This window comes from Streptomyces sp. NPDC088194 (genome assembly GCF_040702025.1).
GTDB lineage: Bacteria > Actinomycetota > Actinomycetes > Streptomycetales > Streptomycetaceae > Actinacidiphila.
This window is the reverse complement of record NZ_JBFBIV010000008.1, coordinates 63,507-89,781: the sequence shown is the minus strand read 5'-3', so window position 1 is coordinate 89,781 and position 26,275 is coordinate 63,507. Positions and strand designations below refer to the sequence as shown.

Annotated in this window: 23 protein-coding genes and 1 tRNA gene; 12 read left to right on the top strand and 12 right to left on the bottom strand. The window is 74.8% G+C overall.

The window, feature by feature from the left end:
• Positions 1-121: 121 nt before the first annotated feature.
• Positions 122-1,585 (bottom strand): phosphatase PAP2 family protein, encoded by a 1,464-nt coding sequence (locus AB0399_RS06370; protein WP_366410430.1) that lies wholly within the window; start codon positions 1,583-1,585, stop codon positions 122-124.
• Between the two features lie 267 nt (positions 1,586-1,852).
• On the opposite strand from AB0399_RS06370, the gene AB0399_RS06365 reads away from it, so the two are divergent.
• Together AB0399_RS06365 and AB0399_RS06360 are read left to right on the top strand one after the other, a co-directional pair.
• On the top strand, positions 1,853-3,064 hold the full coding sequence (locus AB0399_RS06365; RefSeq protein WP_366410429.1) for an aminotransferase class I/II-fold pyridoxal phosphate-dependent enzyme: 1,212 nt from the start codon (positions 1,853-1,855) through the stop codon (positions 3,062-3,064).
• A 50-nt stretch (positions 3,065-3,114) separates the two neighbouring features.
• The gene (locus AB0399_RS06360; protein ID WP_366410428.1) at positions 3,115-4,296 is read left to right on the top strand and encodes an MBL fold metallo-hydrolase; all 1,182 of its coding nucleotides are present in this window, start codon (positions 3,115-3,117) and stop codon (positions 4,294-4,296) included.
• 135 nt (positions 4,297-4,431) lie between these two features.
• Here the strand turns inward: AB0399_RS06360 and AB0399_RS06355 are convergent, their stop codons facing one another.
• On the bottom strand, positions 4,432-5,127 hold the full coding sequence (locus AB0399_RS06355; protein ID WP_329373770.1) for a DedA family protein: 696 nt from the start codon (positions 5,125-5,127) through the stop codon (positions 4,432-4,434).
• A complete protein-coding gene (locus tag AB0399_RS06350) occupies positions 5,127-5,927 on the bottom strand; it encodes an MBL fold metallo-hydrolase (protein WP_329363423.1) in 801 nt (266 codons plus the stop codon). The genes AB0399_RS06355 and AB0399_RS06350 overlap by 1 nt, the downstream gene beginning before the upstream one ends.
• 220 nt (positions 5,928-6,147) lie before the next feature.
• Between AB0399_RS06350 and AB0399_RS06345 the strand changes: the two genes are divergently transcribed.
• Positions 6,148-8,313: a phage holin family protein gene (locus AB0399_RS06345; RefSeq protein ID WP_366410427.1), complete on the top strand. Its 2,166-nt coding sequence runs from the start codon at positions 6,148-6,150 to the stop codon at positions 8,311-8,313.
• Between the two features lie 69 nt (positions 8,314-8,382).
• On the opposite strand, the gene AB0399_RS06340 is transcribed toward AB0399_RS06345, so the two are convergent.
• Both AB0399_RS06340 and AB0399_RS06335 read right to left on the bottom strand, forming a co-directional pair.
• On the bottom strand, positions 8,383-9,153 hold the full coding sequence (locus AB0399_RS06340) for a glucose 1-dehydrogenase (RefSeq protein WP_366410426.1): 771 nt from the start codon (positions 9,151-9,153) through the stop codon (positions 8,383-8,385).
• Positions 9,154-9,307: 154 nt separating this feature from the next.
• Positions 9,308-9,889 carry a TetR family transcriptional regulator gene (locus AB0399_RS06335; protein WP_366410425.1) on the bottom strand — a complete coding sequence of 194 codons (582 nt, stop codon included), beginning with the start codon at positions 9,887-9,889 and terminating at the stop codon, positions 9,308-9,310.
• A 97-nt stretch (positions 9,890-9,986) separates the two neighbouring features.
• Between AB0399_RS06335 and AB0399_RS06330 the strand changes: the two genes are divergently transcribed.
• Positions 9,987-10,775, top strand: a complete 789-nt coding sequence (locus tag AB0399_RS06330; protein WP_366410424.1) for a Clp protease N-terminal domain-containing protein — start codon at positions 9,987-9,989, stop codon at positions 10,773-10,775.
• A gap of 156 nt (positions 10,776-10,931) precedes the next feature.
• Here AB0399_RS06330 and AB0399_RS06325 read toward each other — a convergent pair whose 3' ends face one another.
• On the bottom strand, positions 10,932-11,663 hold the full coding sequence (locus AB0399_RS06325; protein WP_366410423.1) for a class I SAM-dependent methyltransferase: 732 nt from the start codon (positions 11,661-11,663) through the stop codon (positions 10,932-10,934).
• Between the two features lie 289 nt (positions 11,664-11,952).
• Here AB0399_RS06325 and AB0399_RS06320 point away from each other — a divergent pair, with 289 nt between their 5' ends.
• Positions 11,953-12,615 carry an SLATT domain-containing protein gene (locus AB0399_RS06320; protein WP_366410422.1) on the top strand — a complete coding sequence of 221 codons (663 nt, stop codon included), beginning with the start codon at positions 11,953-11,955 and terminating at the stop codon, positions 12,613-12,615.
• Positions 12,616-12,751: 136 nt separating this feature from the next.
• Here the strand turns inward: AB0399_RS06320 and AB0399_RS06315 are convergent, their stop codons facing one another.
• The gene (locus AB0399_RS06315; protein WP_366410421.1) at positions 12,752-14,578 is read right to left on the bottom strand and encodes an AMP-binding protein; all 1,827 of its coding nucleotides are present in this window, start codon (positions 14,576-14,578) and stop codon (positions 12,752-12,754) included.
• 337 nt (positions 14,579-14,915) lie between these two features.
• On the bottom strand, positions 14,916-15,815 hold the full coding sequence (locus AB0399_RS06310; RefSeq protein ID WP_329373768.1) for a LysR substrate-binding domain-containing protein: 900 nt from the start codon (positions 15,813-15,815) through the stop codon (positions 14,916-14,918).
• 306 nt (positions 15,816-16,121) lie between these two features.
• Here AB0399_RS06310 and AB0399_RS06305 point away from each other — a divergent pair, with 306 nt between their 5' ends.
• Both AB0399_RS06305 and AB0399_RS06300 read left to right on the top strand, forming a co-directional pair.
• Entirely contained in the window at positions 16,122-17,192 is a 1,071-nt protein-coding gene (locus AB0399_RS06305) for a bile acid:sodium symporter family protein (RefSeq protein ID WP_366410473.1), read from the top strand.
• Entirely contained in the window at positions 17,080-17,709 is a 630-nt protein-coding gene (locus AB0399_RS06300) for a DinB family protein (protein WP_366410420.1), read from the top strand. Before AB0399_RS06305 ends, AB0399_RS06300 begins: the two co-directional genes overlap by 113 nt.
• 143 nt (positions 17,710-17,852) lie before the next feature.
• On the opposite strand, the gene AB0399_RS06295 is transcribed toward AB0399_RS06300, so the two are convergent.
• Positions 17,853-18,227 (bottom strand): DoxX family protein, encoded by a 375-nt coding sequence (locus tag AB0399_RS06295; RefSeq protein WP_366410419.1) that lies wholly within the window; start codon positions 18,225-18,227, stop codon positions 17,853-17,855.
• Positions 18,228-18,383: 156 nt separating this feature from the next.
• Positions 18,384-19,229: a formate dehydrogenase accessory sulfurtransferase FdhD gene (gene fdhD, locus AB0399_RS06290; RefSeq protein ID WP_329363403.1), complete on the bottom strand. Its 846-nt coding sequence runs from the start codon at positions 19,227-19,229 to the stop codon at positions 18,384-18,386.
• 164 nt (positions 19,230-19,393) lie between these two features.
• Here fdhD and AB0399_RS06285 point away from each other — a divergent pair, with 164 nt between their 5' ends.
• The 5 genes from AB0399_RS06285 (at position 19,394) to AB0399_RS06265 (ending at position 23,493) form a co-directional block, all read left to right on the top strand.
• A complete protein-coding gene (locus AB0399_RS06285) occupies positions 19,394-19,753 on the top strand; it encodes a chorismate mutase (RefSeq protein ID WP_328471138.1) in 360 nt (119 codons plus the stop codon).
• A gap of 115 nt (positions 19,754-19,868) precedes the next feature.
• On the top strand, positions 19,869-20,561 hold the full coding sequence (locus AB0399_RS06280; RefSeq protein ID WP_329363401.1) for an NAD(P)H-binding protein: 693 nt from the start codon (positions 19,869-19,871) through the stop codon (positions 20,559-20,561).
• A 114-nt stretch (positions 20,562-20,675) separates the two neighbouring features.
• A tRNA-Leu gene (locus AB0399_RS06275) sits at positions 20,676-20,763 on the top strand.
• Between the two features lie 656 nt (positions 20,764-21,419).
• Positions 21,420-22,247, top strand: coding sequence for an alpha/beta hydrolase (locus tag AB0399_RS06270; protein WP_329363399.1), 828 nt, complete (start codon positions 21,420-21,422; stop codon positions 22,245-22,247).
• A 310-nt stretch (positions 22,248-22,557) separates the two neighbouring features.
• Positions 22,558-23,493: a LysR family transcriptional regulator gene (locus tag AB0399_RS06265; RefSeq protein ID WP_328471150.1), complete on the top strand. Its 936-nt coding sequence runs from the start codon at positions 22,558-22,560 to the stop codon at positions 23,491-23,493.
• A gap of 347 nt (positions 23,494-23,840) precedes the next feature.
• Here the strand turns inward: AB0399_RS06265 and AB0399_RS06260 are convergent, their stop codons facing one another.
• Positions 23,841-24,647 (bottom strand): serine hydrolase, encoded by an 807-nt coding sequence (locus AB0399_RS06260; protein WP_329363395.1) that lies wholly within the window; start codon positions 24,645-24,647, stop codon positions 23,841-23,843.
• Entirely contained in the window at positions 24,641-26,167 is a 1,527-nt protein-coding gene (locus AB0399_RS06255) for an amidohydrolase family protein (RefSeq protein ID WP_366410418.1), read from the bottom strand. The genes AB0399_RS06260 and AB0399_RS06255 overlap by 7 nt, the downstream gene beginning before the upstream one ends.
• Positions 26,168-26,275: the final 108 nt, after the last annotated feature.

Below are 26,275 nucleotides of genomic sequence, written 5' to 3'. Positions count from 1 at the left end.
CGTACTTGCGCGTACGTACGTGTGCCGTACGTCCGTCCGTCCGGTTACGTGCGGGGCGCGTCCGCGTCGGTCGCGCCGAGCCGCTGAGCCGCCTGGCTGTCGGGCCGCCGGGCCGCCGGGCTCAGGCCCGGTACACGACCAGGCCGCCCGGCGCCTTGTCGAGCAGCATCTCGCCGGGAGCGGCCGCCACCTCCCCGTCGCACGCGAGGTGCACCCCCGCGCCCGGTACCCGCACCCGCAGCCTCGGCACGGCCGCCGTGGTGTAGACCGGCGACGAGGTGAGCGCCCCGGTCAGGGCGGCGCCCAGCATCCGGGTCCTGGCGAACGGCCCGCCGTCCACCATCCGCACGTCCAGCAGCCCGTCGGCCAGGTCACGCCGCCGCACCGGCGCCGGCCCCCAGCTGGAATAGCGGCAGTTTCCCGCGAAGAGCAGCCACACCGAGCGCGGCCGCCCGTTCACCACCACGTCGACCGGCTCGCAGGTGCGCAGCACGTGCACCGCCGCCAGTACGCTCGCCGGCCAGCTCCCCACCCGCCGCGACCAGCGCTCCCGCACCCGGACCAGGTCCGGGTAGGCGCCGATGCTGAAGGTGTTCAGAAACGGCGCCGCCCCGCCGGTCTCCCCGCCCACCCCGGTACTGCGGGCCACGTCCACCCGCGACGCCTGGCCCGCCGCCACGGCCGCCGCGGTCAGCTCGACCGACAGCAACCCGAGGTCCGCGGCGAAGTGGTTGCGGGTGCCACCGGGGAAGACCGCGAGCGGCAGACGGTGCCGCAGCGCGACCGCGGCCGCCTCCCGTACGGTGCCGTCGCCGCCGCACACCCCCAGCGCGCCGCCCTCCCGCGCCGCCGACCTCGCCGCCCGCTCCAGCAGCTCGCCCAGGTCGTCGTCCTCCGTGCACTCCGCGACCGCCGCCTCCGGCAGGGCCGCGGCGATCCGCTCGGCCGGCGTGCTCAGCAGCGGCGGCGGGCCCGACGCGGTGTTCGCCACCACGTGCAGACCGCGCCCGTCGGGCAGCCGGGGTGCCCGCGCCGGCGGGCCCGATTGCGGGCGGCGCTGGACCGGGAGCAGCGCCCGGACCGCCAGCGCCGCGCCGGCGCCCAGCGCGGCACCCACCACCACGTCGCTCGGGTAGTGCACACCGGTGTAGACCCGGGAGAACGCCACGCTCGCCGCGACCGGCGCCACCGCCGCGCCCCACGCGCCCGACTGCGCGGCCACCCCCGCGGCGAACGCGGCGGCGGAGGCGGCGTGGCCGGACGGGAACGACGTCGTGACCGGCTGCCGCTGCAACTGCCTGATCACCGGCACCGCGTCCAGCAGCGGACGCGCCCTGCGCACCGCGCCCTTCCCCAGCGTGTTCACCGTCAACGAGGCCAGCGCCAGCGACCCCACGCCCCGCAGTGCGGCCTTGCGGCCGTTCGGGCCGCCCACCGCCGCCATCCCCGCGGCGATCCCGAACCACAACCGCCCGTGGTTCGCGATCCGGCTCAGCCGCGGCAGCACGGGCTCCGCGCCCGGCCAGTTCCGCCCGGCCACCGCCGTGAACAGCGCCCGATCCCATTCCTTCCACGGATACGTCATGGGGCACAGCTACCCCCGCTCCCACCGCACGCACCTGTCGAAACGGTCATGGCGAGCCGTGCGGGCGGGGCGCCGTGCAAGGAGAGCCGTACTGAAGCCTGGGCACCCTCGCGCCAGGACGGTGCGGTTCCCGCGTGGCCGTAAGAACGGTTCCCGCGTGGCCGGCGCGCCCCCGCCGGGCAGCCGTGCCCCCGCTCGACGGGCGGGGGGTGGGGAAACGGGGGAAAGTGGGGGCTAGTGGGCTGTCTTCGCACCTGGAGGTGCGCAATGCCGTGGGCGTTCGAGGTGAGGCCCGACCCGGGGTTGCCGGTGCCCGGGTACTGGGGTGCGCGGATGGCGGGTGCGGGGGGCGGGACCGAGCCGGCCGGGGGCGGGCGGGAGCTGCTGGAGGCCGCGGACGGGTACTGGTCGAGGAGGGCGCTGCCCGGGGGCGCGGCCCATGTGCTGGCCGCGCCGGGGGCCGAGCAGCTGCTGCTCGCGGTGCTGACGGCGAGCGAGGGGGACCCGGTGCTGGCCCGCCCGGCCGCGGCGTGGCAGCACCCGGTGGTGCGGATACTCGGCCGCAGGGTGCATACGGTGCCGACCCCCGCGGAGGGCGGCGGCGTACCCGATCCGGTCGCGCTGCTGGAGACGGTACGGCGGGCCCGGGCGCAGGGCGCTGACCCGCGGCTGCTGGTGCTGTCGGCCGCGGACGACCCGAGCGGCACCGTCTCCGCGCCGGAGCTGCTGCACGAGACGTGCGAGGCCGCAGCGGAGGCGGGCCTGCTGATCGTGTCCGACGAGACGTACTCCGACACGTTGCACCACCGTGAGACGGTCCTGCTCAGCCCGGCCGAGATGCTGCCCGAGCACACGGTGGTGCTCACCGACCTGGGCGCGACCCTGGTGCCCGCCGGGGTGCCGGCCGCGCTGGCCCGCTTTCCCGACACCGTGCACGGCACGTCGTGGCGGCAGCGCGCCGCCGATGTGCTGGCCGCCCTGCGCGCGGTGCTGCCCGCGCCCGTCGCCGCCGCGACCGCGTACGTGCTGGGCGAGCCGCCGGAGGTCGCCGAGCGCAGCGCCGCCGCGAACCGGGTGCACGCGAGGACGGCGGCGGCCGCGTACCGGGCGATCACCGAGGCCGGGGCGTCCTGCCGGCCACCGCAGGCGGGCTTCCAGCTCTACCCGACCGCCGGGCCGTCCGGACCGCACGCGGCGCGGCAGGCCGAGGAGCGGCTCGGTGCCGTGCTCGGCCGTCACGTGCCCGGGGGCCATCGCTTCGGCGACGACCCGGAGGAGCCGCGGGTGCGGATCGCCACAGGTGCGCTGCTGGGCACGACCGAGGCCGAGCGGCAGGCCGCGCTGAGCGCCGCCGACCCGGTCGCGGTGCCGCACGTCGCGGCCGGGCTGGCCGCGCTGACCGCCGCGTTCACGGCGCTGACCGGCATGGGGGCGGTCAGCGGTTCGGCCGACACCGGATCGCGGGGGACAGGGGTCTGACTTACGTTCGTGGAGACGTTCCGGCCTGGCGGGGGAGCGAGGGAGCCCAGATGAGCGACCAGCGCGCGCACTCCCTGGCCGCGCCCGGAGCCACGGACCCCGCAGCCGCCGACGGAGCGACGGACCCCGCGGCCACGGAATCCGCCGCCACGGACCCCGCCGCCACGAACCCCGAGGCCACGGAATCCGCAGCCACGGCGGATGCCCGGCCCGGTGGTCCCCGCGCCGCCGCCGGCCGCGGGCTCGACGCGCCCCGCACCACCGACGTGCCCGATCCGTCCACCGGGCCCCGGCGCTGGCCGGCCAGCTTCGTGGACCGGCTCTCCGACCCGCTGCCGATGCCCGGGGTGCGCGACATCGCCCGGCTGGTCCGCGAGTGCGCGGTACGCCCGCCCGCGCACACCCTCAAGGACCTGCCGCTGCTGCCGGTCGCGCCCGAGCCGCTGCCCGCCGCCGGGCCCGGCACGGTGAGCGTGACCTGGGCCGGACACGCGAGCTGGGTGGTCAGGATCGGCGGCCTGACGGTGCTCACCGACCCGGTCTGGTCCCGCCGCATCCCCGGCACGCCCCGCCGGGTCACCCCGGTCGGCGTGCCCTGGCGGACCCTCCCGCCGATCGACGCGGTGGTCATCAGCCACAACCACTACGACCACCTCGACGCGCCCACGGTCAAACGGCTGCCGCGCACCACGCCCTGCTACGTGCCGGCCGGGCTCGGCGAGTGGTTCCGGCGCCGCGGCTTCACCCGGGTGGCCGAACTGGACTGGTGGGAGGGCACGTGGCTGCGCGGGGTGCGGTTCGACTTCGTGCCCGCGCACCACTGGAGCCGCCGCAGCCTCACCGACACCTGCCGGACGCTGTGGGGCGGGTGGGTGCTCACCGACAGCGCGGGGCACCGCGTCTACTTCGCCGGGGACACCGGCTACGGCGCCTACTTCGCCGAGATCGCCCGGGTACACCCCGGCATCGACCTCGCGCTGCTCCCCATCGGCGCGTACACGCCCCGCTGGATGCTGCGGCCGGTGCACACCGATCCCGAGGAGGCGGTGCAGGCGTATCTCGACCTCGGCGCGGCCGCGATGGCGCCGATGCACTGGGCGACGTTCCTGCTCTCCGGCGAGCCGCCGCTGGAACCGCTCATCCGGCTGCGCGCGGCGTGGAGGGCCGCGGGGTTGCCGCGCGACGCGCTGTGGGACCTGCCGATCGGCGCGTCACGGGTGCTGGTGGCGTGAGCGCGCACCGCACCCGGTAAGGACCGCGTACCTGGGCGACCACCCCTTACCGGCCACTCCCTCTTACCGGCGCCCGGAACACCCCGGAGCCCCCGAACACCCCGCACTCCCCGAACACTCCTGCACCCCCCGCCGTCACGGCGCCGTACGCGGCTGCTCCGGCCCGTCCCCGTGTGCTCCGCGTTCCCCGCGGGCCTGCCGCACCTTCCGCACCCGCCCGCTGATCGCGGGCCCCACCGCGATCACGAGGGTCAGCGCCACCGCCAGCGCCACCCCCTGCCACGGCTTGTCGAAGAGCGACCCGCCGAGTATCCCGATGAGCTGGTACGCCGCCGCCCACGCCAGGCACGCGGGAACGTCGCCGCGTACGAAGCGCCGCATCGGCATCTCCGCCAGAAGGCACGCCACCATCACCGGGATGCGGCCGGCCGGCACCAGCCGGGACAGCACCAGCACCGCCGCCCCGTGCCGGTCCAGTTGCCGCTCCGCCCGCTCCAACGTGCCCTGTTCCGAACGCTCCTGGAGCCGGTGCAGCCAGCGCGAGCCGTTCCGCGAGCGCACCCCGCGCAGCCCCAGCCAGTACAGCGCCACGTCGCCGATGAACGCCGCCACCGACGCCACCGCGAAGACGAAGGCCAGCGCGACCGGCTCGGTCTGGTGGAACGCGACCACCGCCGCCCCGGACACCAGCGCGCCGGTCGGTATCACCGGCACCAGCGAGCCGAGCACCACCAGGAAGAACAGCGACGGATAGCCGATCGCCGACTGGGTGCCCTGCGACGCCGCCGGGTGCGTGGCGGAGTGCGCCGCCGCCGCGGCCAGGAAGCCGATCACCCGCCGCTCCCCTTTCCGGCCCGGCCCACGTCGGTGACCCGCACGCTGTGCCCGTGCGCCGGACGGTGCACCGCCACGCCCGGGGCCAGTTCGGCGGCGAACCGTTCGAACTCCCGGCCCGGCGTGTGGAACTCGTGCGGCCGGACCGCCTCCATCCCGATCGGCCAGTACGTGCCGTAGTGCACCGGCACCGCCGCCTTGGGCGCCAGTTCGGCCAGCGCCCGCGCCGCCCGCTCGGCGTTGAGGTGCCCGGGCCCCAGGAACGGACCCCAACCCCCCACCGGCAGCAGCGCGATGTCGCACGGCCCGACCGCCTCGGCCATCCCGTCGAAGAGCCCGGTGTCCCCGGCGAAGTACGTCCGCGCCTCGCCCGCCAGTACGTACCCGAGCGGCGCGGCCCGCTGCGGCCCGTACGGCAGCCGCCGCCCGTCGTGCGCGGCCGGCACCGCCCGCACCGCCAGCTCGCCGAACTCCACCACGTCCCCCGCGGCGACCTCGACCAGCCGCAGCCGGTCCCGTACCCGCCGCAGCGCCGGCACCGCGTCCTGCGCGCCGCGCGGCAGCAGCACGGTGGTGCCCGGCGCGAGCCGCGCCAGCGAACCGACGTGCAGATGATCGGCGTGCAGGTGCGAGACCAGCACCACGTCCGCCCGGGCGGCCTGCGGGGTGGGCAGCGCGCCGCGCCGCCTGCGCAGGTGCGCCAACCGCCGTACGAACAGCGGGTCGGTGAGCACCCGTACGCCCGAGTCCTGCACGGTCACCGTGGCGTGCCCCCACCACGTGATCTCCACCACCACGCCGCCACGCCCTTCCCGGCCACTCCTGACGACCGCCCGATCCGGCCGGTCGGACCCGGCGGGCCCGGCTGCTCGCGCCGCCGTTCGGCCGCCGACCTTGAGCGTATGCCCTGTTCCGCCGCCGATCACCCGTCGGACCTGAGCAGACCTGCGGATATGGCAGTCTGGAGAGGTGCCTCAGCCGGGAGAGAGTCGGAGACGGGCCGCGAGGCGCAGCGCCGTGCGGACCGTCGGCCGCGTTCTCGCGGTGTGGGTGGTCGCCTCCGCGACGCTCGCCGTACTGGCCGCGGTGCTGCCCGACTTCCGGCTGGAGTCGCCCGGCGGGGACAGTCCCACCCAGATCGCGGTCACCGCGGGGCTCGGGGCGGGCGCGTTCGGCGTGCTCAGCGCGCTGGTGTGGCCGCTGCTGGTCCGCGCGCTGCTGCTGGTGCCCGCGCTGGTGCTGGGCGCGCTGGTCTTCTTCCTCAACGGCTCGCTGCTGCTGGTCGCCTTGAGCCTGACCCCGCACGGCCGCGGCGAGGTCACACCGGCCACCGCCGTGGTGATCGCCGCCGTCATGTCCGCCGCGTCCTCGACGACCAGCACCGCGCTCGCCGTACGCGACGACGCCGCCTACGGGCGCCGGCTGGCCCGGCTGGCCGGCCGCGGGCGTCGGCACGCCGGCGACCCGCCGCTGCCCACCACCCCGGGCACCGTCTTCCTCCAACTCGACGGCGTCGGCCACGACGTGCTGCGCGACGCGCTCACCTCCACCCCGCCCGCGATGCCCACCGTCGCCTCCTGGCTCGGCGGCACCCACCGGCTCGCCCCCTGGCGTACGGACTGGAGCAGCCAGACCGGCGCCAGCCAGCTCGCGATCCTGCACGGCAGCAACCACGACGTCCCCGCCTTCCGCTGGTACGAGAAGGAGACCGGGCAGGTGATGGTCTGCAACCGCCCATCCAGCGCTGCGGAGTTGGAGCGGCGGGCGGTGCGGCGCACCGGCTGCGGCGGGCTGCTCGCCGACGACGGGGCCAGCCGCGGCAACCTCTTCACCGGCGGCGCCGAGCAGTCCGCGCTGGTGATGTCAGTGGCGGCGCAGCGGGCGAAGTTCACCCGGTCCCGGTCCGGTTACTTCGCCTACTTCTCCGACCCGGCGAACGCCGTGCGCACCGCCTGGTCGTTCGCCGCCGAAGTCGGCCGGGAGATAGGCGAGTCCACCGCGGCCCGGCTGCGGCGCGACCGGCCGCGGATCAAGCGCGGCGGCCTCTACCCGCTGTTGCGGGCGTTCGCGACGGTCGTCGAGCGCGACGTGGCGGTCGCGGCCGTCATCGGCGACATGCTCGCCGGGCGCACCGCGGTCTACGCCGACCTGGTCGCCTACGACGAGGTCGCCCACCACTCCGGGCCGCGCAGCCGCGACGCCCGCAAGGTGCTGGCCCGGCTCGACCGCTCGGTCCGGCTGATCGCCGACTCCTCCCGCTACGCCCCGCGCCCGTACCGGATCGTGCTGCTCTCCGATCACGGCCAGAGCGCGGGGGAGACCTTCGCGGGTGCGTACGGAACGGGCCTGCGCGCGCTGGTACGCGCCGGGTGCGGCCTCGTGGACAGCGCCGCGGCGGGTGGGCGGCGCGGCGCGCGGCGGGGCGGCGGCGCGGAGGCGCGTACGGCGGCGCGGACCGCGCTGCGGCGCCCGGAGCGCGGCAGGCGGGCGGAGGAGGCGGAGTGCGACGGGCCGCCGTCCGAGCCGGTGGTGCTCGCCTCGGGGAACCTCGGACTGGTCGCCTTCCCCGACATCGCCGGCCGGGCCACGCTGGAGGAGCTGGAGCGGCGCTGCCCCGACCTGCTGCCGACGCTCACCGGGCACCCCGGGATCGGCTTCGTCCTGGTGCGCAGCGCCGCGCGCGGCCCGGTCGTCCTCGGCCGTGACGGCTCGCACGAGCTGGCCACCGGGCGGGTGACCGGGACCGACCCGCTGGCGCCGTTCGGGCCGGGTGCCGCCGCGGCCGTGCTGCGCGCGGACGCCTTCCCGCACACCGCCGACCTGATGGTCAACTCCGCGTGCGACCAGCGGAAGGGCACGGTGCACGCCTTCGAGGAGCAGGCCGGCTCGCACGGCGGCCTCGGCGGCCCGCAGACCCACCCGTTCCTGCTCCACCCGGTCGAACTTCCGCTGCCCGCAGGGCCGTTGGTCGGCGCGGAGGCCCTGCACCACCTCTTCCACGGCTGGCTCGCCGCCGCGCCGGACGCCCCGGGGCTGCCTGCCCAGGCCGCCCCGCCCGCGCGTTCCCCGGGGACCGGGGGAGCGCCGCCGGTGCCCGCGCCGGTGCCCGGCCAGGCCGCCGCCTGCCGCCCCGCCGACCCGGTCGGCGGCCGGATGATCGAGGCCAACGGCGGCAACGGGTAGGCCCGGGCGGGGTGGCGCCCACCGCCAGGAGCGGGCCGCGCGGTTCCCTGGCCGCGCGGCATCCGCCGGCTACGCCGTCGCGGCTCCGTCCAGCACCAGGTCGGCGCCGACGGTGGACGCCGCCGCGGGGGAGGCCAGGTGCAGCACGGCGGCGGCGATCTCCTCGGGGGAGGACGCGCGGCCGAGCGGCAGCTCGTCGCGCAGTCGGGCCGCCTTCTGCTCGGGCGTCTCGCCGGGCCGGCTGGACATCGGGGTGTCCACGGGCCCGGGGCTGACCGCGTTGATCCGTATGCCGTCGCGGATGTGGTCCAGCGCCGCGGTCCTGGTGAGCACGCTCACCGCGGCCTTGCTCGCGGCGTAGGCGCCAAGGCCGGGCGCGCGGCGGTGCGCCCCGATGTTCGAGGCGATGTTGACCACGGCGCCCCCGCCGTGCTCCCGCATGTGGGCGATCTCGTACTTCATCGACAGCCAGATCCCGGTGAGGTTCGTGTCCAGCGCGTGGTGCCACTGCTCCTCGGTGATGTCGGCGACGGCCGCGGGCGGCGGGAAGACACCGACGTTGTTGACCGCGACGTCGAGCCCGCCGAAGCGCCGCACGGTGCCGGCGACCAGCGCGCTCACCTCCGCCGCGCTGGTGACGTCCGCGGTGAGGGCGGCCGCCTCGCCGCCGTCGGCCTCGATGAGCGCGACGGTCTCCTTCAGGGTGCGCTCGGTGCGGCCCGCGACGGCCACCCGGGCGCCGTGGCGGGCGAAGGCGCGCGCGACGGCCCGGCCGATTCCGGTGCCGCCACCGGTGACCAGCACCGCCCGGCCGTCGAAGATCCTGGACTCCGCGGTCATGACGGGTCCCTCCCACATGGTTTATTGGCTGGAACGATCGTTCTCGAAAAGGCCCGCAAGGGCTCTCAGCAAGGGCTCGAAGCAAGGGTGTGGACCAAGGGTCCGGAAGTGGTGCGCGGCGGGCCCGGGCCGGTACGATCCGGCGCCCGGCCGCTCAGTCCAGCAGGGTGAGCGCCTGGGCCGCAGCGTCCCGTGCCCGCTCCGCGTCGCCCCCGGCCTTGCCCACCACGCGGATGCCCTGGAGGAGCACCAGCAGCATCCGGGCCAGCCCGCGCGGGTCGCGTCCGGCCGCCAACTCGCCGTCGGCGCGCGCCCGTAGCAGCGCGGAGGTCAGGGCCGTCTCCAGCGCGTCCCAGCTCACCTCCACCCGTCGCGCGGCCGCCGTGTCGTGGGGCGCGAGCTCCACCGCGGTGTTGGTGACGAAGCAGCCGCGCCGCAGGTCGTCGCCGGCGGCCTGCTCGGCGAAGTCGGTGACGAGGGCGCGCACGGCGGGCAGCGCGGGGCCGGGCCGGGAGAGCGCTTCGAGCACCTGGTCGTCGCGGGCGCGCTGGTAGCGGGCGAGCGCGGCCAGGTACAGGTCGTGCTTGCTGCCGAACGTGGCGTAGATGCTCGCCCGCGCGATGCCGAGCGCCTCGACCAGGTCGGCCATGGAGGTGGCCTCGTAGCCGCGCCGCCAGAACAGGTCCAGGGCGCGGTCGAGTACGGCGGCCGGGTCGAATTCCTTGGTCCTCGCCATGACGACGACCCTAGTCTCATCGAGAACGATCGGTCAATAAAGACTCAATCGTCAACCCGTGGTTGACGATCATGGATCGTCAACCTATGGTTGACGCATGACTGGACAGCAGCCCGTACGACTCGACGACCTCATCGACTACGTCAAGCAGCAGCACCCCGGCGCCGATCCACTCCAGGACCTGGAGCACGCCGTGGGCGTCGCCGGGCACCTCGGCGACGTCGCGGACCACCTGATCGGCCACTTCGTGGACCAGGCCCGCCGCGCGGGCGCGTCGTGGACCGACATCGGCCAGCACATGGGCGTCAGCAAGCAGGCCGCGCAGAAGCGGTTCGTGCCCAAGGCCCCGGCGGACCTGGAGTTCCTGGGCGCCGAGGCGCCCTTCTCCCGCTTCACCCCGCGGGCCCGCAAGGCCGTCGCGGACGCCGAGAAGGAGGCCCGCATGGCCAGGCACTCATCGGTCGAACCCGAACACCTCGTGCTCGGGCTGCTCGACCAGGCCGACACCCTCGCCGTCCGCGCGTTCGCCGAACTCGGCACCACCCCGGCGGCGATCCGCGGCGCGGTCGCCACTCCGGGTACCGAGGAACAGCCGCTCATGGGCCATGTCCCGGTGGGCGCGGCCACCAAGCGCACGCTGCAACTGGTGCTGCGCGAGGCGCTGCGGCTCGGCCACAACTACATCGGCACCGAGCACATCCTGCTCGGCGTGCTCAGCGACGAACAGGCCCCCTCCGCGCGGGCGTTGACCGCGCTCGGGGTCAGCCACGAAGCAGCCGAGCGATGGCTGCTCGCGGAACTCGCCAGGATCGTCGAGGCGAACAAGGCGGCGGAGGCGTCGGCCGGCGGGGCGCCCGACGCCGAGGACGGCGAGTCGTCGCACTGACCGGCACGCGGGAGACACTCCACCGGGCCGGCGCGGAGGAGACGTTCCACCGGGCCGGCGCGGAGGAGACGTTCCACCGGGCCGGCGCGGAGGAGACGCGCGAGCGGGCCGGGGCAGAAGGGGGAGCGGGAGGGGCCGGCTCGAACGGCCCCCGGCTCACTCCTCCTTGCGCAGCGCCAGCAGCCGGTACACCGGGTCGGCGCGCGGCACTTCGGGGTCCGGCAGCAGCGACAGCCGCCGGACCAGCGCCCCGGACTGCTCCGGGTCCAGGGCGAGCGTCGACGCGAAGCCGCCGCGCGCCACCTTCCCCGCGGCCCGCGCGGGGGACATCCCCTGGCCGTGCCCGGTGAAGCGGGCCTCGCCCGAGCGGCGCAACCCGTGCTCGGCGCCCACCGTTTGCACCCGCAGCGCCGTGTCATGGGCGGGGGTGATCCGGAAGGGCGCCAGGAGCCGGCTGACGTCGCTGTCCATGTCGTGCCCCGCGTCCTTGTCGACGGTGGCCACGAACACCCCGCCCGGCCGCAGCACCCGCGCACACTCGGCGACCACCGCGGCCGCGTCCGGCAGCAGGTGCAGCAGCCACACCGCGCTCACCGCGTCCAGACAGCCGTCGGCGAACGGCAGTCTGCGGCAGTCACCCAACACCAGCCCGCTGCACAGCCGTTCGGCCGCGAGCCGGGTCATCCCCGTCGACGCGTCCACCCCGAACACCCGCAGCCCCGGCCGCAGCAACCGCTCGGTCACCAGCCCGGTGCCGCACCCCACGTCCAGCATGGTGCGGGCCTGCTCCGGGACCAGGGCGAGCACCGCCCGGGCCGCCGAGCCCGCACGTGGGACGCCCCCGCGGGTGGCGTCGTAGCGCGCCGCCTCCACGTCGTAGTCCAGCATGTCGACGAATCTACGGGCGCCGGATGAACGGCGGTCCACCCCGCGTCTTGCGCTCCGGTTACAAACCGGGCGCTGTGCAACGGGCGTGTGTGCTGGGGTGCGTGGGTCGGACGGCCCCCTCGGTGCCCCCCTGCCGTCGCGCTCACGCCATCGTGCTCACGCCGCCGCGCCGCCTTCGTCCCCGCTCCTCCCGCACGCTTCCTTCGTCCCGCCTGCGCCCGGGCGCTGCGGGCCGGTACCCTCACGGCCGGGACCCGCACGGGGGTGCGGCGGGAGGGGAGCGGTGACCATGGCGGGCACGGAAGGTGGCGTGGCGGCCGGACCGCGCGGGTGGGGCCGCCGGGACCTGGTGCTGCGGCCGTTTCCCGCCGTCGCGGCCGACACTCCGGCCGCCCAGCGCCGGGCCCTCGCCGACCTGCGCGCATGGGCGGAGCAGGGCGCCGAGGACGCCATCGACTGGTACCTGCGCGACAAGCGGAGCAAGCGGACCGCGTCGCGGCTGCTCCAGGGCCTGGCGATCGTCTTCGCGGTGGCCGGCACCGCGATCCCGCTCGGCGCCGCCGCCACCGGCTCCCCCGGCCAGGGCTGGGGATACGTCCTGCTCGCGGCCGCGGCCGGCTGCAAGGGCTTCGACCACTTCTTCGGGCTGTCCGCGAGTTGGATGCGGGACATCACCGTCGCGCACGCGCTGCGCTTCGAACTCGGCGAGGTCCGGCTGGAGTGGGCCGCCGACGTGCTGAGGGCCGGGCCCACCGCCCCCGCCGCGCCGGACACGCCGGTCGAACCCGCCGAGGTCGAGCGGCAGTTGGCCCTGATCGTACGGCTCACCGCGGCCGTGCGCGGGCAGGTCGAGCACGAGACGTCCACCTGGCAGGCCGAGTTCAGCGCCGCCACCCGTCAACTCCACGAGCAGGGCGGGTTGCCCGGCCAGGACCGCGCGCCGGGTGCCTGAATCGCGTGACGTGTGACGCGTGACGCGTGAGGGTGACGCGTGGCGCCGGTAGCCGTATTCGTACCCGTACCCGTACCCGTACCCGTCCCGAACTCCCCCTGCCGGCGGGCTGGTTCGTATACCGGCCGGCAGGCCGTCAACCCCGGTACAGCGCTTCGATCTCCGTCGCGTACGCCGTCTCGATCGCCCGCCGCTTCAGTTTCATCGACGGCGTCAGGGTGCCGCGCTCCTCGGAGAACTGCCCGCCCAGGATGCGGAAGGTGCGGATCGACTCGGCCTGTGAGACAAGGGTGTTGGCCGCGACGACGGCCCGCCGGATCTCCGCTTCCAGGTCCGGGTCGCGCACCAGCCGGCCGAGCGGCATCAGCGGCTTGCCGCGCATCTGCAGCCAGTGCTCGACCGCGTCGGGGTCGATGGTCACCAACGCGGCGACATAGGGGCGGTTGTTGCCGACCGCCACGCACTGGGCGACCAGCGGATGGGCCCGCACCCGGTCCTCCAGCGGGGTCGGCGACACGCTCTTGCCGCCGCTGGTGACCAGGATCTCCTTCTTCCGGCCGGTGATGGTCAGATAGCCGTCCTCGTCGAGGGAGCCGATGTCGCCGGTGGCCAGCCAGCCGTCCCGCAGCACCTCGGCGGTGCCCTTCTCGTCGTTCAGGTAGCCCGCGAAGACCTGCCCGCCACCGAGCCAGATCTCGCCGTCGTCGGCGATCAGCACGGTGGTGCCGGGCACAGGCAGCCCGACCGTGCCGAACCGGGTCTGCTCGGGCGGGTTCGCGGTGGCCGCGGCGGTGGTCTCGGTCAGTCCGTAGCCCTCGAAGATGGTCACCCCGGCGCCGGCGAAGAACAGGCCGAGCTGCCGTTCCATCGCCGAGCCGCCGGAGATGCCGTGCCGCACCCGGCCGCCGAGGGCGGCGCGGACCTTGCTGTAGACCAGCTTGTCGTAGAGCTGGTGCTGCATGCGCAGGCCCGCGCTGGGGCCCGGGCCGGTGCCGAACGCCTTGGCCTCCGCGGCCTCCGCGTACCGCACCGCGATGTCGACGGCCTTCTCGAACGGCCCGAGCCGCCCGCTCGCCTCGGCCTTGCGGCGGGCGCCCTGGAAGACCTTCTCGAAGACGTACGGCACCGCGAGCACGAACGTCGGCCGGAAGGCGGCCAGGTCCGGGATGAGGTCGGCGGCGGCCATGCTCGGCTGGTGCCCGAGCTTGACCCGGTGCCTGATGCAGCCGACCTCCACCATGCGCCCGAAGACGTGGGCGAGCGGCAGGAACAGCAGGGTGGACGGCTCCTCGCCCGGCTTGCTGGCGAAGACCGGCTCCCAGCGGGCCACCACGTTGTCGGTCTCGGCCATGAAGTTGGCGTGCGTGATCACGCAGCCCTTGGGACGGCCGACCGTCCCCGAGGTGTAGATGATCGTGGCGACCGCGTCCGGGGTGACCGCGAGCCGGTGCCGCTCCACCACCTCGTCGCCCAAGTGACGTCCGGCCTGGCTCAGTTCGGCCACGCAGTCGGTGTCGAGCTGCCACAGCCTGGTCAGTTGGGGCAGTTCGTCGACGGCGGCGCCGATCGTCATCGCGTGGTCGGCGTGCTCCACGATCGCCGCGACGGCCTCCGAGTCGTGCAGCATCCAGCGCACCTGCTCGGAGGAGGAGGTCGGGTACACCGGGACCGGCTGGGCGCCGATCGACCACAGCGCGAAGTCGAAGAGGGTCCACTCGTAGCGGGTCCTGGACATGATCGCGACGCGGTCGCCGAACCGTATGCCCTCCGCGAGCAGCCCCTTGGCCACGGCGAGCACCTCGTCGCGGAACTCGGCGGCCGTCACGTCCCGCCATCCGCCCTGTCCGTCCGCGCGCCCGAGCACCACCTGGTCCGGGTGGTCCTGGCCGTTGCCGTAGACGGCATCGGCCAGCCCTCCCGCCTGTGGTGTCGTGACCAGTGGGGGGACAGTGAACTGACGCAACTGGTGTTCTCCTAGGGGGCCTCTGCGAGCCCGTAAGCTACCCGATCCCCGCCACCCGCGGGAGAGGTGAGCGAGTACCCACTCCGCCGGCGTTCATGCAGTTCATCCGCCTGTTACCGGACGTAGTAGGGCCGCTGGGCCAGGAATGGCCCGATCACGGCGATGACACACGGTACGGATCTCCACCAAATCTGCCCGGATCGACCACGGTCGCTCCACCCGCGGGTCGCCGGGGCGCGGCCTGGCCAGCGTTTTCACGTCACTGGCGGGTGTCCGCCCGCGCCTGTGCCGTTGCCGGTGCTCGTGCTCGTGCTCGTGCCCGCGCCTCGGGTCAGGGTCAGGGCAGCGGGCGGTGGAGGGTGTCGCCGGCCGCGAGCAGCGCCTGGGACAGCGCGGCGGCCGCCTCCTGGGCGGTGGTCCGCGGGTGGTCGCTGCGGGGCGCGCGGCCGTGCAGCAGGACGAAGTCCACGCCGCCCAGTTCCGGCAGTCCGGCGGTACGCGGCGGCAGCCGCACCAGCCCGGCGGGCACCAGCGACTGGGCGTGGGCCATCACGCCCAGACCGGCCCGGGCGGCCGCGACCAGGCCGCTCAGGGAGGCACTGGTGCAGGCGACCCGCCAGGCGCGGCCGTGCCGTTCCAGCACTTCCAGCGCGCGGGCGCGGGTGATGCCGGGCGGCGGGAACGCGATCAGCGGCACCGGCCGGTGCGGGTCCAGCCGCAGCCGCTCGCTGCCGATCCACACCAGGGTGTCCTGGAAGACCAGTTGCCCCGGGCCGCCGGGACCCGGCCGCTTGGCGAGGCACAGGTCCAGCTGCCCCGCGTCGAGCATCCGGTGCAGGATGCCGGACAGTTCGACGGTCAGCTCCAGGTCCACTTCGGGATGTTCGTGCCGGAAGGCGGCCAGGATCTCCGGCAGCCGGGTCAGCACGAAGTCCTCGGAGACCCCGAACCGCAGCCGCCCGCGCAGCCGGGTGCCGGTGAAGAAGCCGGCCGCCCGCTCGTTGGCCGCCAGGATGGTGCGGGCGAAGCCGAGCATCGCCTCGCCGTCCTCCGTGAGGTCCACGCCGTGCGTGTCCCGGTGGAACAGCCGGCAGCCCGCGGCCTCCTCCAGCCGCCGCACGTGCTGGCTGACGGTGGACTGCCGCAGGTCGAGCCGCTTGGCGGCCTGCGTGAAGCTCAGCGTCTGGGCGACGGCCAGGAACGTACGCAGTTGCACCGGTTCGAACACGGCAGCCAGCATAGCCGCTCATCGCGATTCGTGATGACAGTCAGAGCGGTGAGCGGGGTTCCCGATCACCGGACGAACCGGCAGGCTGGGATCGTGCCCACCCCTCTCGAGAGCGACGACGCCGTGCCCGCCGATGCCGCGCCGGGACGTACCGCTGATCCCGTGCCCGGTGGTCCCGGGCCGACCGGTTCCGCGTCCGCCGGTGCCGCTGCCGCTGCGGCCCCCGGTTCGGCGTCCGCCGGTTCCGGTGGGACCGGGGCCGGCGGACCCACCCGCGGGCGGCCCGTGGGCGCCGTCGGCAGGCTCCTCAAGCGGCTGCCCGTCGACCCGTACATCGCCGCGCTGCTCTGCACCGTCCTGCTCGCCGCGCTGCTGCCGGCCACCGGGAGCGGGGCCCACGTGGCGAGCGGTGCCTCCGACGCCGCCGTCGGGCTGCTCTTCTTCCTCTACGGCAGCCGGCTGTCCACCGGGGAGGCGCTGGCCGGACTGCGGCACTGGCGGCTGCACCTGACCGTGCTCGCCGCGACGTTCGTGATGTTCCCGCTGCTCGGGCTGGCCGCCCACGGCCTGGTCCCGTACGTCATCTCGCCGAAGCTCTACCCAGGCTTCCTGTTCCTGTGCGTGCTGCCGTCCACCATCCAGTCCTCGATCGCCTTCACCTCGATCGCCCGCGGCAACGTGGCCGCCGCGATCTGCGCCGGCTCCTTCTCCAGCCTCGCCGGGATCGTGCTCACCCCGCTGCTGGCCGCCCTGCTGGTCGGGGGCAGCGCCGGCATCAGCGGGCACGCCGTCACCGGCATCGCGCTCCAGTTGCTCGCGCCCTTCCTCGCCGGGCAGTTGCTGCGCCGCTGGACCGCGCCGCTGCTCGCGCGGTACCGCAAGGTGCTCGGGTACGTCGACCGCGGCTCGATCCTGCTCGTCGTCTACACCGCGTTCAGCGAGGGCATGGCGGAGGGGATCTGGCACCAGGTGGCCGTGCCGCGGCTGCTGGAACTCGTCGTGGCCGAGGCCGCGCTGCTCGCCCTGATGCTGTCGGCCACCGCCTACGGCGCCCGCGCGCTCGGCTTCGGTCGCGCCGACCGGATCACCATCGTGTTCGCCGGCTCCAAGAAGAGCCTGGCCTCGGGGCTGCCGATGGCCTCGGTGCTGTTCGGCGCGGGGGCCGGGCTCGCGGTGCTGCCGCTGATGCTCTTCCACCAGATGCAGCTCATGGTGTGCGCGGTGATCGCAAAACGGTGGGCGCGGCAGGGGGAGCCGCGGCTAGGGTTGCCCGATGATCGAGGAGACACCGAACTCCGCCCAGGGCCCGAACTCCCGGCAGGACCGGGACTCCCGCCCGGCTCCGGGCTCCCCTCGGCCCCCGGACTCCCCGCGGGAAACGGGTAGTTCGCCGTCGGCCGAGGACCGCCCCGACCCGCGCGGTGACCTGCGTCCGCCGGAGGCGCACGCCGATGAGCGGACCACCCTGCTGACGTTCCTCGGGTACCTGCGCGAGGCGCTGATCCGCAAGGCCGAGGGCGTCCCCGACATCGCGGCACGCACCCCCGCGGTCCCGTCCGGCACCAGCCTGATCGGGCTGCTGCGGCACTTGGCCGCCGTCGAGCTGAACTGGTTCGAGTGGGCGTACGCGGGGCAGGGGAGCGAGCCCTTGGACGACGAACCGGCCGTGGACGACGGCGACACCGTCGAGGCGGCCGCGGCGGCGTACCGCGAGGCGGTGCGCCGGGCCGACGCGGTCGTGCTCGGCTGCGCGGACCTGGAGCGGCCCGGTGCGCGCTCGCTGCGGGAGACGGCTCCGCCGTCGATGCGGTGGGTGCTGGTGCACATGATCGAGGAGACCGGGCGGCACGCCGGGCATGCGGACATCCTGCGCGAGTTGTACGACGGTTCGGTGGGCCGCTGACCGGGGGCCTCTCCCTTCACGGCGCCCGGGTGGACCGGCGGGTGGACCGGCGGGCGGGTGGACGGGCCTCGCCGGTGTGCGCGGTCCGTTCAGCCGCCCGGCACCGTTCGGCGGCCCGGCGCCGTTCAGCGGCGCGGGACCGTTCAGTGGCGCAGCGCCGCGACCAGCAGGACCAGCGCGGACCAGCCGATGAAGAGCGCGTAGGCGAAGAGCGGCCGGCCGCGGTCACCGGCGGCGAGCTGGCGGGCGAGGACCCAGCCGAAGTAGAGGACTTCGAGCGCGGCGCCGAGGACGCCGTAGCCGGGGTGCCAGATGCCGATCAGGAGCAGGACGGCGCAGGCGGTGTGGAGCAGGCCGGCGGCCGGCGGCACCCAGCGGTGCCGGCCTTCGCGCAGCCCCAGCCGGGTGAGGCTGTCGAGGCGCTCCACGCCCGGGCCGTAGCGGGCGAGTGCGGCGAGCGCGGAGGGCACCACTTCGAGCAGCAGAAGTGCGGTCAGTACGGCGCTGAGCGCGAACACGGCGGGCTCCCGGTCTCGGTGTGGGCCGCCCCGGTGCGTACGGCGGAGACGGGGTGCGCGGCGGGGCGGTGCGTACGGCGGGGGCGGTGCGCGCAGCGAGGACTGTGCGTACGGCGGGGGCGGTGCGCGCGGCCGGGACGGCCGCGGGCACGGTGCTCAGTGTGCCTGCTCGGACTCCAGTGCGAAACGGTTTTCCCCCGCGTAGACGTTCATCGAAGTGCCGCGCAGGAACCCGACGAGGGTGAGCCCCGACTCCGCGGCGAGGTCCACCGCGAGCGAGGACGGCGCCGACACCGCGGCCAGCACGGGGATTCCGGCCATCACCGCCTTCTGCACCAGCTCGAAGGAGGCCCGGCCCGACACCATCAACACCCGCCCGGCCAGCGGCAGAAGCCCCTCCCGCAGTGCCCGGCCGACCAGCTTGTCCACCGCGTTGTGCCGTCCGACGTCCTCGCGGACGTCGAGCAGCCGGCCGTCGCCGTCGAACAGCGCTGCCGCGTGCAGGCCGCCGGTACGGTCGAACACCGCCTGCGCCGCGCGCAACCGGTCCGGCAGCGCGCTGAGCAACTCCGGTGTCAGCAGCGGCAGTTCGGGGTCGACCGGCGGCATGCGCGTCGCGGTGCGCACCGCGTCCAGGCTCGCCTTCCCGCACAGGCCGCAGGACGACGAGGTGTACACGTTCCGCTCCAGGGCGATGTCGGGGAGCGGGACGCCGGGGGAGAGGGTCACGTCCACCACGTTGTACGTGTTCCCGCCGTCGGAGGTGGCGCCCGCGCAGTACACGACATTGGCCACTTCGTCCGCCGCGGCCAGCACCCCTTCGCTGACCAGGAAGCCGACCGCCAGCGCGAAGTCGTCGCCCGGGGTGCGCATGGTGATCGCCAGCGGCCGGCCGTTCAGCCGGATCTCCAGTGGCTCCTCGGCGACCAGCGTGTCCGCGCGGTGCCCGACCACGCCGTCCCTGATCCGCAGTACGCGGCGCCGCTCGGTGACCCGTCCCATGCCGTACCTGCCCTGGTGGTCTCGTCGGTTCTTGTCGGTTCTCGTCGTCAGCTCACGGTCGGGTGGTTCCCTCCACGGTGCCCCCGCCGCCCGGGCACCGTGTCATAGGGTGTGCCAGGCAGGAAAGCGGACCACCACGGACTTCCCCAGGATGGCAGACCGAGATGACAGACCAGCCGACGTCGGCCGCCGAGCACACCCTGGGCGACAACGAGCGCGCCCTCGCGAAGTTGCGCACCTTGCGCGGCAGTATCGACAACCTTGACGCGGCCCTCGTCCACTTGCTCGCCGAGCGCTTCAAGTGCACTCAGGAAGTGGGGGAGTTGAAGGCGGCGCACGATCTGCCGCCGGCCGACCCGGCGCGCGAGGCCGACCAGATCGCCCGGCTGCGGAGGCTCGCCGCCGACGCCCGGCTCGACCCCGCGTTCGCGGAGAAGTTCCTCAACTTCATCATCGACGAGGTGGTCCGCCACCACCGGGCGATCGCGGCGCGGCCGCGGCCGGACGGTGCGGGCGAGGCGTGATCGGGCCCGCCCGGACGGCTTGCGTGCGGCGCGGTCACATTTCCGTCGCGCGGCACGACTCATAGGTAGGACGCGCCTCGATCCGCGGGGCCGTATCCCGAGCACGGGAGCACCCATGAGACTCGCGATCTTCGCCGCCACCGGCGGCATCGGCACGCAACTGCTGGCGCAGGCGCTGGCCGGCGGCCACTCGGTGACCGCGGTCGTCCGCAACCCCGCCAAGCTGGGCGATCACGCGGGCCGGGACGCGGCGGGCCGGGACGTACACGTGGTCACCGCCGACCTGTCGGCGCCCGACCCGGAGGTGCTGGCACGCGCCGTCAAGGGCGCGGACGCGGTGCTGTCCGGGTTCGGCCCGCGCGGGCGGGCGGACGCCGGCCACACCGGGAGCGGCACCCGCGCGATCGTGGAGGCGATGCAGACCAGCGGCGTACGGCGGATCGTCGCGGTCAGCGCGGCGCCCGTCTCCACCACGCCCTCGCCGGGCCGCCCGCACCCGCCCCGGCACGACCCGGGCGACAGCACCTTCATGCGCTACGTCGCCGCGCCGCTCGGGCAGCTCTTCCTCGGCAAGGTCTTCGCCGACGTCGCCGTCATGGAGGACGTGCTGCGCGACAGCGGCCTCGACTGGACCGTGGTGCGCCCGCCCCGCCTCACCGACAAGCCCTTCACGGGCAGCTATCGCACGGCGACCGACCGCAACCTCAAGGGCGGCTTCAGCGTCCCCCGGGCCGACGTCGCCCACCTCATGCTCAGCTGCCTCACCGACCCGGCCACCGTCCACCACGCCCTCGGCGTCGCGACCTGACCGGCCGCCCCGCCCCACCCCTTCCCACCGGCCCGAATCCAGGTGAGGAGCACTCCGATTCCTTGGTATCGTGGACTCGTCACCGCGACCCCACCGGTCCGGCGACGCCCACCGGTCCGGGTGGCGGAATGGCAGACGCGCTAGCTTGAGGTGCTAGTGCCCTTTATCGGGCGTGGGGGTTCAAGTCCCCCCTCGGACACCAGTAGAAGTCCCATCATCGTCCGGGTCGAGATCCACTTCGACCCGGACGGTTTTTTTGTGCGGGGCGGTGGGTGCCTTTCACACCTCGGCGCCCTCTACGGTGGCGGACGACGGCCCCACCGCCGCGGGCTCTGGTGACCGGCCGGGTCGAACTGCCGGAGCATCTCGTCGACGGAATTGGCCATCTCCTTCTCCTCTTCCTCCCCACGTTCCTCCCCACGCGTGCCGACGGCCCGCCCGAAGCTTCGCGGTCGGGCGGTTGCCCGAGCATGCGTCACGCCTCGTGCGCGAAGGCGTGGGAGACGCGGCGTGCCATGGCTCCCCTTCGCGGGCGCGGGATCGTTCCTGGTGTCAGGAGGACGGTAGGGCGGGGCCGGGTGCCAGGTCTACGGGGTCTCGCCGATGTGCGTGGTGCCGGGGGACGATCTTGGGAAGCCCTGGCCGGTCCGGGGCGCGGGCGGGCAAGTGGGGGTGGGGTCATCCGGGTGGCCCTGGTGGGGGCGGTCTCGGCTGTCGCGCGGGGCGGATGTGGGTTTGGGTGGGTGGCACGGCCGTGGTTCCGCTCAGTGGCGTGCGAGCGTGCCGTGTTCCCCCGGGGGCCGTGTGCCCCGCCAATTGCCGGGCAGCGGTGTGCCCGGCTCCGGATCGGAGGCGATCATGCCTTACTGCACTACCCGCGACGGTGTGGAGATCTTCTACAAGGACTGGGGCAGCGGACGGCCCGTGGTGTTCATCCACGGCTGGCCGCTGAACGGCGACGCGTGGCAGGACCAGCTCAAGGCGGTGGCCGACGCCGGGTTCCGCGGCATCGCCCACGACCGCCGCGGTCACGGCCGCTCCACCCCGGTCTGGGACGGCTACGACTGGGACACCTTCGCCGACGACCTCGACGACCTCATCACGGGCCTGGACCTCCAGGACGTCACCCTGGTCGCGCACTCCATGGGCGGCGGCGAGCTCGCCCGCTACATCGGCCGGCACGGCACCTCCCGGATCAGGTCCGCGGTCCTGCTGTCCGCCATCCCGCCGCTGATGCTCAAGGGCCCCGGCAACCCCGAGGGCGCGCCGCAGGAGGTCTTCGACCAGATCAAGGCCGGCATCCTCAAGGAGCGCTCGCAGTTCTGGAAGGACACCGCGGTCGGCTTCTTCGGCGCCAACCGGCCCGGCAACAAGGTCACCCAGGGCAACCAGGACGCCTTCTGGTCCATGGCCATGCAGGAGACCATCCAGGGCGGCGTCGCCTGCGTCGACGCCTTCGCGAACACCGACTTCACCGATGACCTCAAGAAGTTCGACGTCCCCACCCTGGTCGTGCACGGCGACGACGACCAGGTCGTACCGATCGACGCCACCGGCCGCAAGTCCGCGAAGATCATCCCCGACGCCACCCTCAAGGTCTACGAGGGCGGCTCGCACGGCATCGCCCTGGTCCCCGGCGACAAGGAGAAGTTCAACGCCGACCTGCTGGAGTTCCTCAAGCGGTGACGCCCGGGCGGGTCCGGCCCCGTCGTGGTCAGGCCCCGTCATGGGTCGGCCCCGTCGGGGGTCGGCGCCCGCGGTCCTGGGCACCCCGTGGGGACAGTGCGGAGGACCGGTCCAAGTCGGTCTCGGGGCCGCCCGGTTGCCCGCCGACTTCCTGCGGCACGGTGCAACGGCTGAAGCGGAGCCACACGTGTGGTGCCGGCTTCGTCAAGATGCCCAGCCCAGGTCCGGACCATGGCGCGGGCGCGGGGACAAACGGAATTCGGTCATACCCCCTTGGCCGGAGCGGGGCGCGGCGTCGTAGGGTGCCGCCATGTTGAACACGCACCGACTGCGCATACTGGCCGAAGTCGACCGGGCCGGGAGCATCGCCGGGGCGGCCCGCGAGCTGAAGCTGTCGCCGTCCGCCGTGTCGCACCAGCTTGCCCAGCTGGAGAAGGAGGCCGGCGTCAGCCTGGTCGAGCGCAGCGCGCAGAGCCTGCGGCTCACCTCGGCCGGGCAACGGCTGTCGCTGCGCGGGCAGGACGTCCTGGCCCTGCTCGACTCGGCCGAGAAGGATCTGCGGGCCCAGTCCCGGGCGGATTCCGGGCACCTGCGGATCGGTTTCTTCGCGTCGGCCGGCTACCACCTGCTGCCGCAGTCGCTGTCCCGGTTCTCCAGCCGCCACCCCGCGGTCGGGCTGGACCTGGTCGAGGGGCAGCCGCACGAGCTGGCCCTCAGCGTCCAGCAGGGCGCGATCGACGCGCTGGTGATCTTCGAGCACGCGCTCGACCCGTGGACGCCGCCGGAGGGCGTCGAGGTGAAGGAGCTCTTCCACGAGCCGCAACTGCTGGTGGTCCCGGACGGCCACCCGGCCGGCCGGCGCAGCCAGGTCCGGCTGGAGGAGCTGTCCGGAGAGCAGTGGATCACGTCGTTCGGTACGGGTACGCCGGTGCTGTCCGTGCTGGAGCGGGCCTGCGCGCTGGCGGGCTTCGTCCCCCGCATCCGCTGCCGCAGCGACCACTACGAGGTGATCGTGGGCCTGGTGCGGGCCGGCATGGGGATCGCGCTGGTGCCGAGCCTCGGCGTCACCGACACCACCGGGGTGCAGACCACCCGGGTGTCCGGACTGCGGCTGCACCGGAAGATCGGCGTCGCCTGGCGCCCGGAGAACCCGAACCCGCTGCTGGGCAGCTTCATCGCCTACCTGGGCAGCGCCGCGTCGAACCTGCTCGCCGCAGGACGCCAGGGCCGGCCCAGCTCGCGCTGACCGTACGGCCCCGGCTGACGCGTGCCCGTGTCGGCCGGCTGGCGTCGACCGTACGGCCCCGGCTGGCGCGTGCCTGTATCGCCGGGCGCGGGCTGACCGTATGGCCTGGCTGGCGCGGGCCCGTAATCGGCTGGCTGGCGTCGACCGTACGGCCCCGGCTGACGCGTGCCCGTGTCGCCGGGCGCAGGCTGACCGTACGGCCGACCGGCGCGGGCCCGTATCGGCCGGTCCGCGGCGACCTGCCCGCCCGGCCCACCCCGCCCCGCCCGCCCGCCCCGCCGGTGCGGGCCGGACCGGTGACGGGGGGATCGGCCCGCGGTCCGTCCGGGCCGGACCCGGGCGGAGGGTCAGCGCGCGGCCGCGGCGATCCGCGCCCCGACCGTCCGCATGGCCTGCAACGTCTCGAACTCGCTCCCCGGACGGCACGAGCCCAGCACGGCGTAGCAGACCTGCCGGGCGCCGCGCACCACGCCGACGTCGCAGCGGACCCCGACGTCGGTGCCGGTCTTGTTCGCGACCCACAGCGACGCGCTCGGGACGTCGCGGACCGTGCTGTCCTCGGGGTCGTGCGGGATCAGCGCCGGCACCATGCTGCGGTCGCCGCACCCGGCCATCCAGCCGAGCAGCAGGCGCGCCCACGGCTCGTCGGCGGCGATCCGCTGCGCGAGCCCGGCCAGTTCCGCCGCGGTGCCGACCGCGAAGGTCGGCGGGTGGGCCGACGACCGGGGCTCGCGGATGCGGTCGAGGACCCGGGTGCGGACGAGCCCCAGCGCGTCCGCACCCTGGTTGACCCGGTCGAGGCCGACGCGGCGGATCAGGGCGTTGGTCGCGGTGTTGTCGCTCACGGCCGCGGTGAGCAGCGCCAGGTCGGGGACGGTCCAGCGCCGGGCCGACAGCGCGGTCAGCAGTCCGGAGCCGCCGCAGTAGTCCTCGTCGAGCAGGTCGAACGGCTCGCCAGGGTCCAGATCGCCGCCGGTGAGGCCGCGCGCGACCTCGGCCAGGAGCAGCAGCTTGCCGACGCTGGCGAGCGGCCGCACCCGGTGCGGCTGGTGCTCCAGGACGCCGGGGACCATGACGGACAGGGTGCTGGGCAGGGCGTCGGGCGGGATGCCGGGCAAGGTGCCGGGCAACTCCGGTGGGACGGCGCTCAGCACGCCAGCACCTGCCCCGGCCGCGCCGACGTCATCTCGCCGTCCTCCACGACGACCGCGCCCGCCACCACGACCAGCCGGACGCCGCTCGGCGCGAGCAGGGGTTCGGCGAAGGTGGCACGGTCGGCGACCGCCGCCGGATCGAAGACGACCAGGTCGGCGTGGCCGCCGTCGCGCAGCACGCCCCGTCCGGCCAGGCCGAACCGGGCCGCGGTGGCGCCGGTCATCTTGTGCACCGCCTCGGGCAGCGTCAGCAGGCCCAACTCGCGTACGTAGTGCCCGAGGACCTTCGCGAACGTCCCGGCCCAGCGCGGATGCGGCAGCCCCGGCTTGGGCACCCCGTCCGAGCCGATCATCGAGAACGGCACGGCGAGCACCCGCCGGACGTCGTCCTCCCGCATCGAGTGGCTGATGATCGTCACGTCGCCCGCTTCGGCCAGCAGCAGTTCGGCCACCACATCGACGGCGTCGGCACCGCGCTCGGCGGCGATGTCCGCGATCGTCCGCCCCTGGAGTTCCGGATGCCGCGCGGCGCCGGCCACCGAGATCCGGTCCCAGCCGCCGTTGCCGACGGTGTTCTCCCAGCCGGCCACGCCGTCCGCGATGGCCGCGCGCATCCGGGCGCGCTGTCCGGGGTCGCGCAGCCGCTCCAACAGGCGGTCCTGCCCGCCGTCGTGTGCCCACGGCGGCAGCATGGCCGCGAGCGCGGTGCTTCCCGCGGTGTAGGGGTAGACGTCGCAGGTCACGTCCATGCCGTCGGCGCGGAGCCGGCGCAGGTGGGGCAGCGTCCGCTCGGTGCCGCCCCAGCCGTGCCGGCCGGCCGTCTTGTGGTGCGAGACGTGCAGCGCGGCGCCGCTGTCGCGGGCGATCCGCACCGCCTCGTCGAGCGCGGCCTCGACCTGGGACATCTCGTCGCGCAGATGCGTCACGTACGGCTTGCCGTGGCGGGCCGCCACCGCCGCGAGCGCGGTCACCTCGGCGGTGTCGGCGAAGGAGCCGGGCGTGTAGATCAGGCCCGTCGACAGGCCGGCCGCGCCCGAGGCGAGCGCCTCGTCCAGCACCCGGCACATGGCGGCGAGTTCGTCCGGGGTGGCGGCGCGGGCGGCGTGACCCACCACGGCGCCGCGCAGCGTGCCGTGGCCGACCAGGGCGGCCAGGTGGTTCGCCCGGCCCGCCGCGGCGTGCGCGCGGCCGAACGCCGCGAAGTCCGGGTACGGCGCCGGGAACGCGCTGTCGCCGCAGTTGCCGCAGATCTCGACGGTCACGCCCTGGAGCACGGCGGCGTGCGCCGGCAGGGTCCCGGAGCCGTCCAGCGTGGTCAGGTCGGAGTGCGTGTGCGCGTCGATGAAGCCGGGCGCCACGACATGCCCGGGTACGTCGAGTACCCGGTCGGCGGTGGCCGGGGCGCGGGGCGGCAGTACGCGGACCCGGCCGCCGGTGACGGCGACCTGCCCGGCGATCAGCGGCCGGCCGGTCCCGTCCGCGATGTCCGCGCCGCGGACCAGGAGGTCGAAGTGGGACACGTTCACCGCACCTCGGTAGGCGCGAAGCCGTCCCCGGAGCCGTCCCCGGCTGCGGCACCGGCGCCCGTCCGGTCGGCGCGAGTGATCCGGCCGGCGGCACCGTGCCCG

Excerpts from the sequence above, each read along its gene's own strand:
- AB0399_RS06280 (WP_329363401.1), top strand. The coding sequence starts at position 19,869 with ATGAGACTCGCGATCTTCGCCGCCACCGGCGGCATCGGCACGCAACTG.
- AB0399_RS06360 (WP_366410428.1), top strand. The coding sequence starts at position 3,115 with ATGAGCGACCAGCGCGCGCACTCCCTGGCCGCGCCCGGAGCCACGGAC.
- AB0399_RS06370 (WP_366410430.1), bottom strand. The coding sequence starts at position 1,585 with ATGACGTATCCGTGGAAGGAATGGGATCGGGCGCTGTTCACGGCGGTG.
- AB0399_RS06320 (WP_366410422.1), top strand. The coding sequence starts at position 11,953 with ATGGCGGGCACGGAAGGTGGCGTGGCGGCCGGACCGCGCGGGTGGGGC.
- fdhD (WP_329363403.1), bottom strand. The coding sequence starts at position 19,229 with ATGGGACGGGTCACCGAGCGGCGCCGCGTACTGCGGATCAGGGACGGC.
- AB0399_RS06285 (WP_328471138.1), top strand. The coding sequence starts at position 19,394 with ATGACAGACCAGCCGACGTCGGCCGCCGAGCACACCCTGGGCGACAAC.
- AB0399_RS06330 (WP_366410424.1), top strand. The coding sequence starts at position 9,987 with ATGACTGGACAGCAGCCCGTACGACTCGACGACCTCATCGACTACGTC.
- AB0399_RS06340 (WP_366410426.1), bottom strand. The coding sequence starts at position 9,153 with ATGACCGCGGAGTCCAGGATCTTCGACGGCCGGGCGGTGCTGGTCACC.
- AB0399_RS06270 (WP_329363399.1), top strand. The coding sequence starts at position 21,420 with ATGCCTTACTGCACTACCCGCGACGGTGTGGAGATCTTCTACAAGGAC.
- AB0399_RS06335 (WP_366410425.1), bottom strand. The coding sequence starts at position 9,889 with ATGGCGAGGACCAAGGAATTCGACCCGGCCGCCGTACTCGACCGCGCC.
- AB0399_RS06365 (WP_366410429.1), top strand. The coding sequence starts at position 1,853 with ATGCCGTGGGCGTTCGAGGTGAGGCCCGACCCGGGGTTGCCGGTGCCC.
- AB0399_RS06300 (WP_366410420.1), top strand. The coding sequence starts at position 17,080 with ATGATCGAGGAGACACCGAACTCCGCCCAGGGCCCGAACTCCCGGCAG.
- AB0399_RS06325 (WP_366410423.1), bottom strand. The coding sequence starts at position 11,663 with ATGCTGGACTACGACGTGGAGGCGGCGCGCTACGACGCCACCCGCGGG.
- AB0399_RS06265 (WP_328471150.1), top strand. The coding sequence starts at position 22,558 with ATGTTGAACACGCACCGACTGCGCATACTGGCCGAAGTCGACCGGGCC.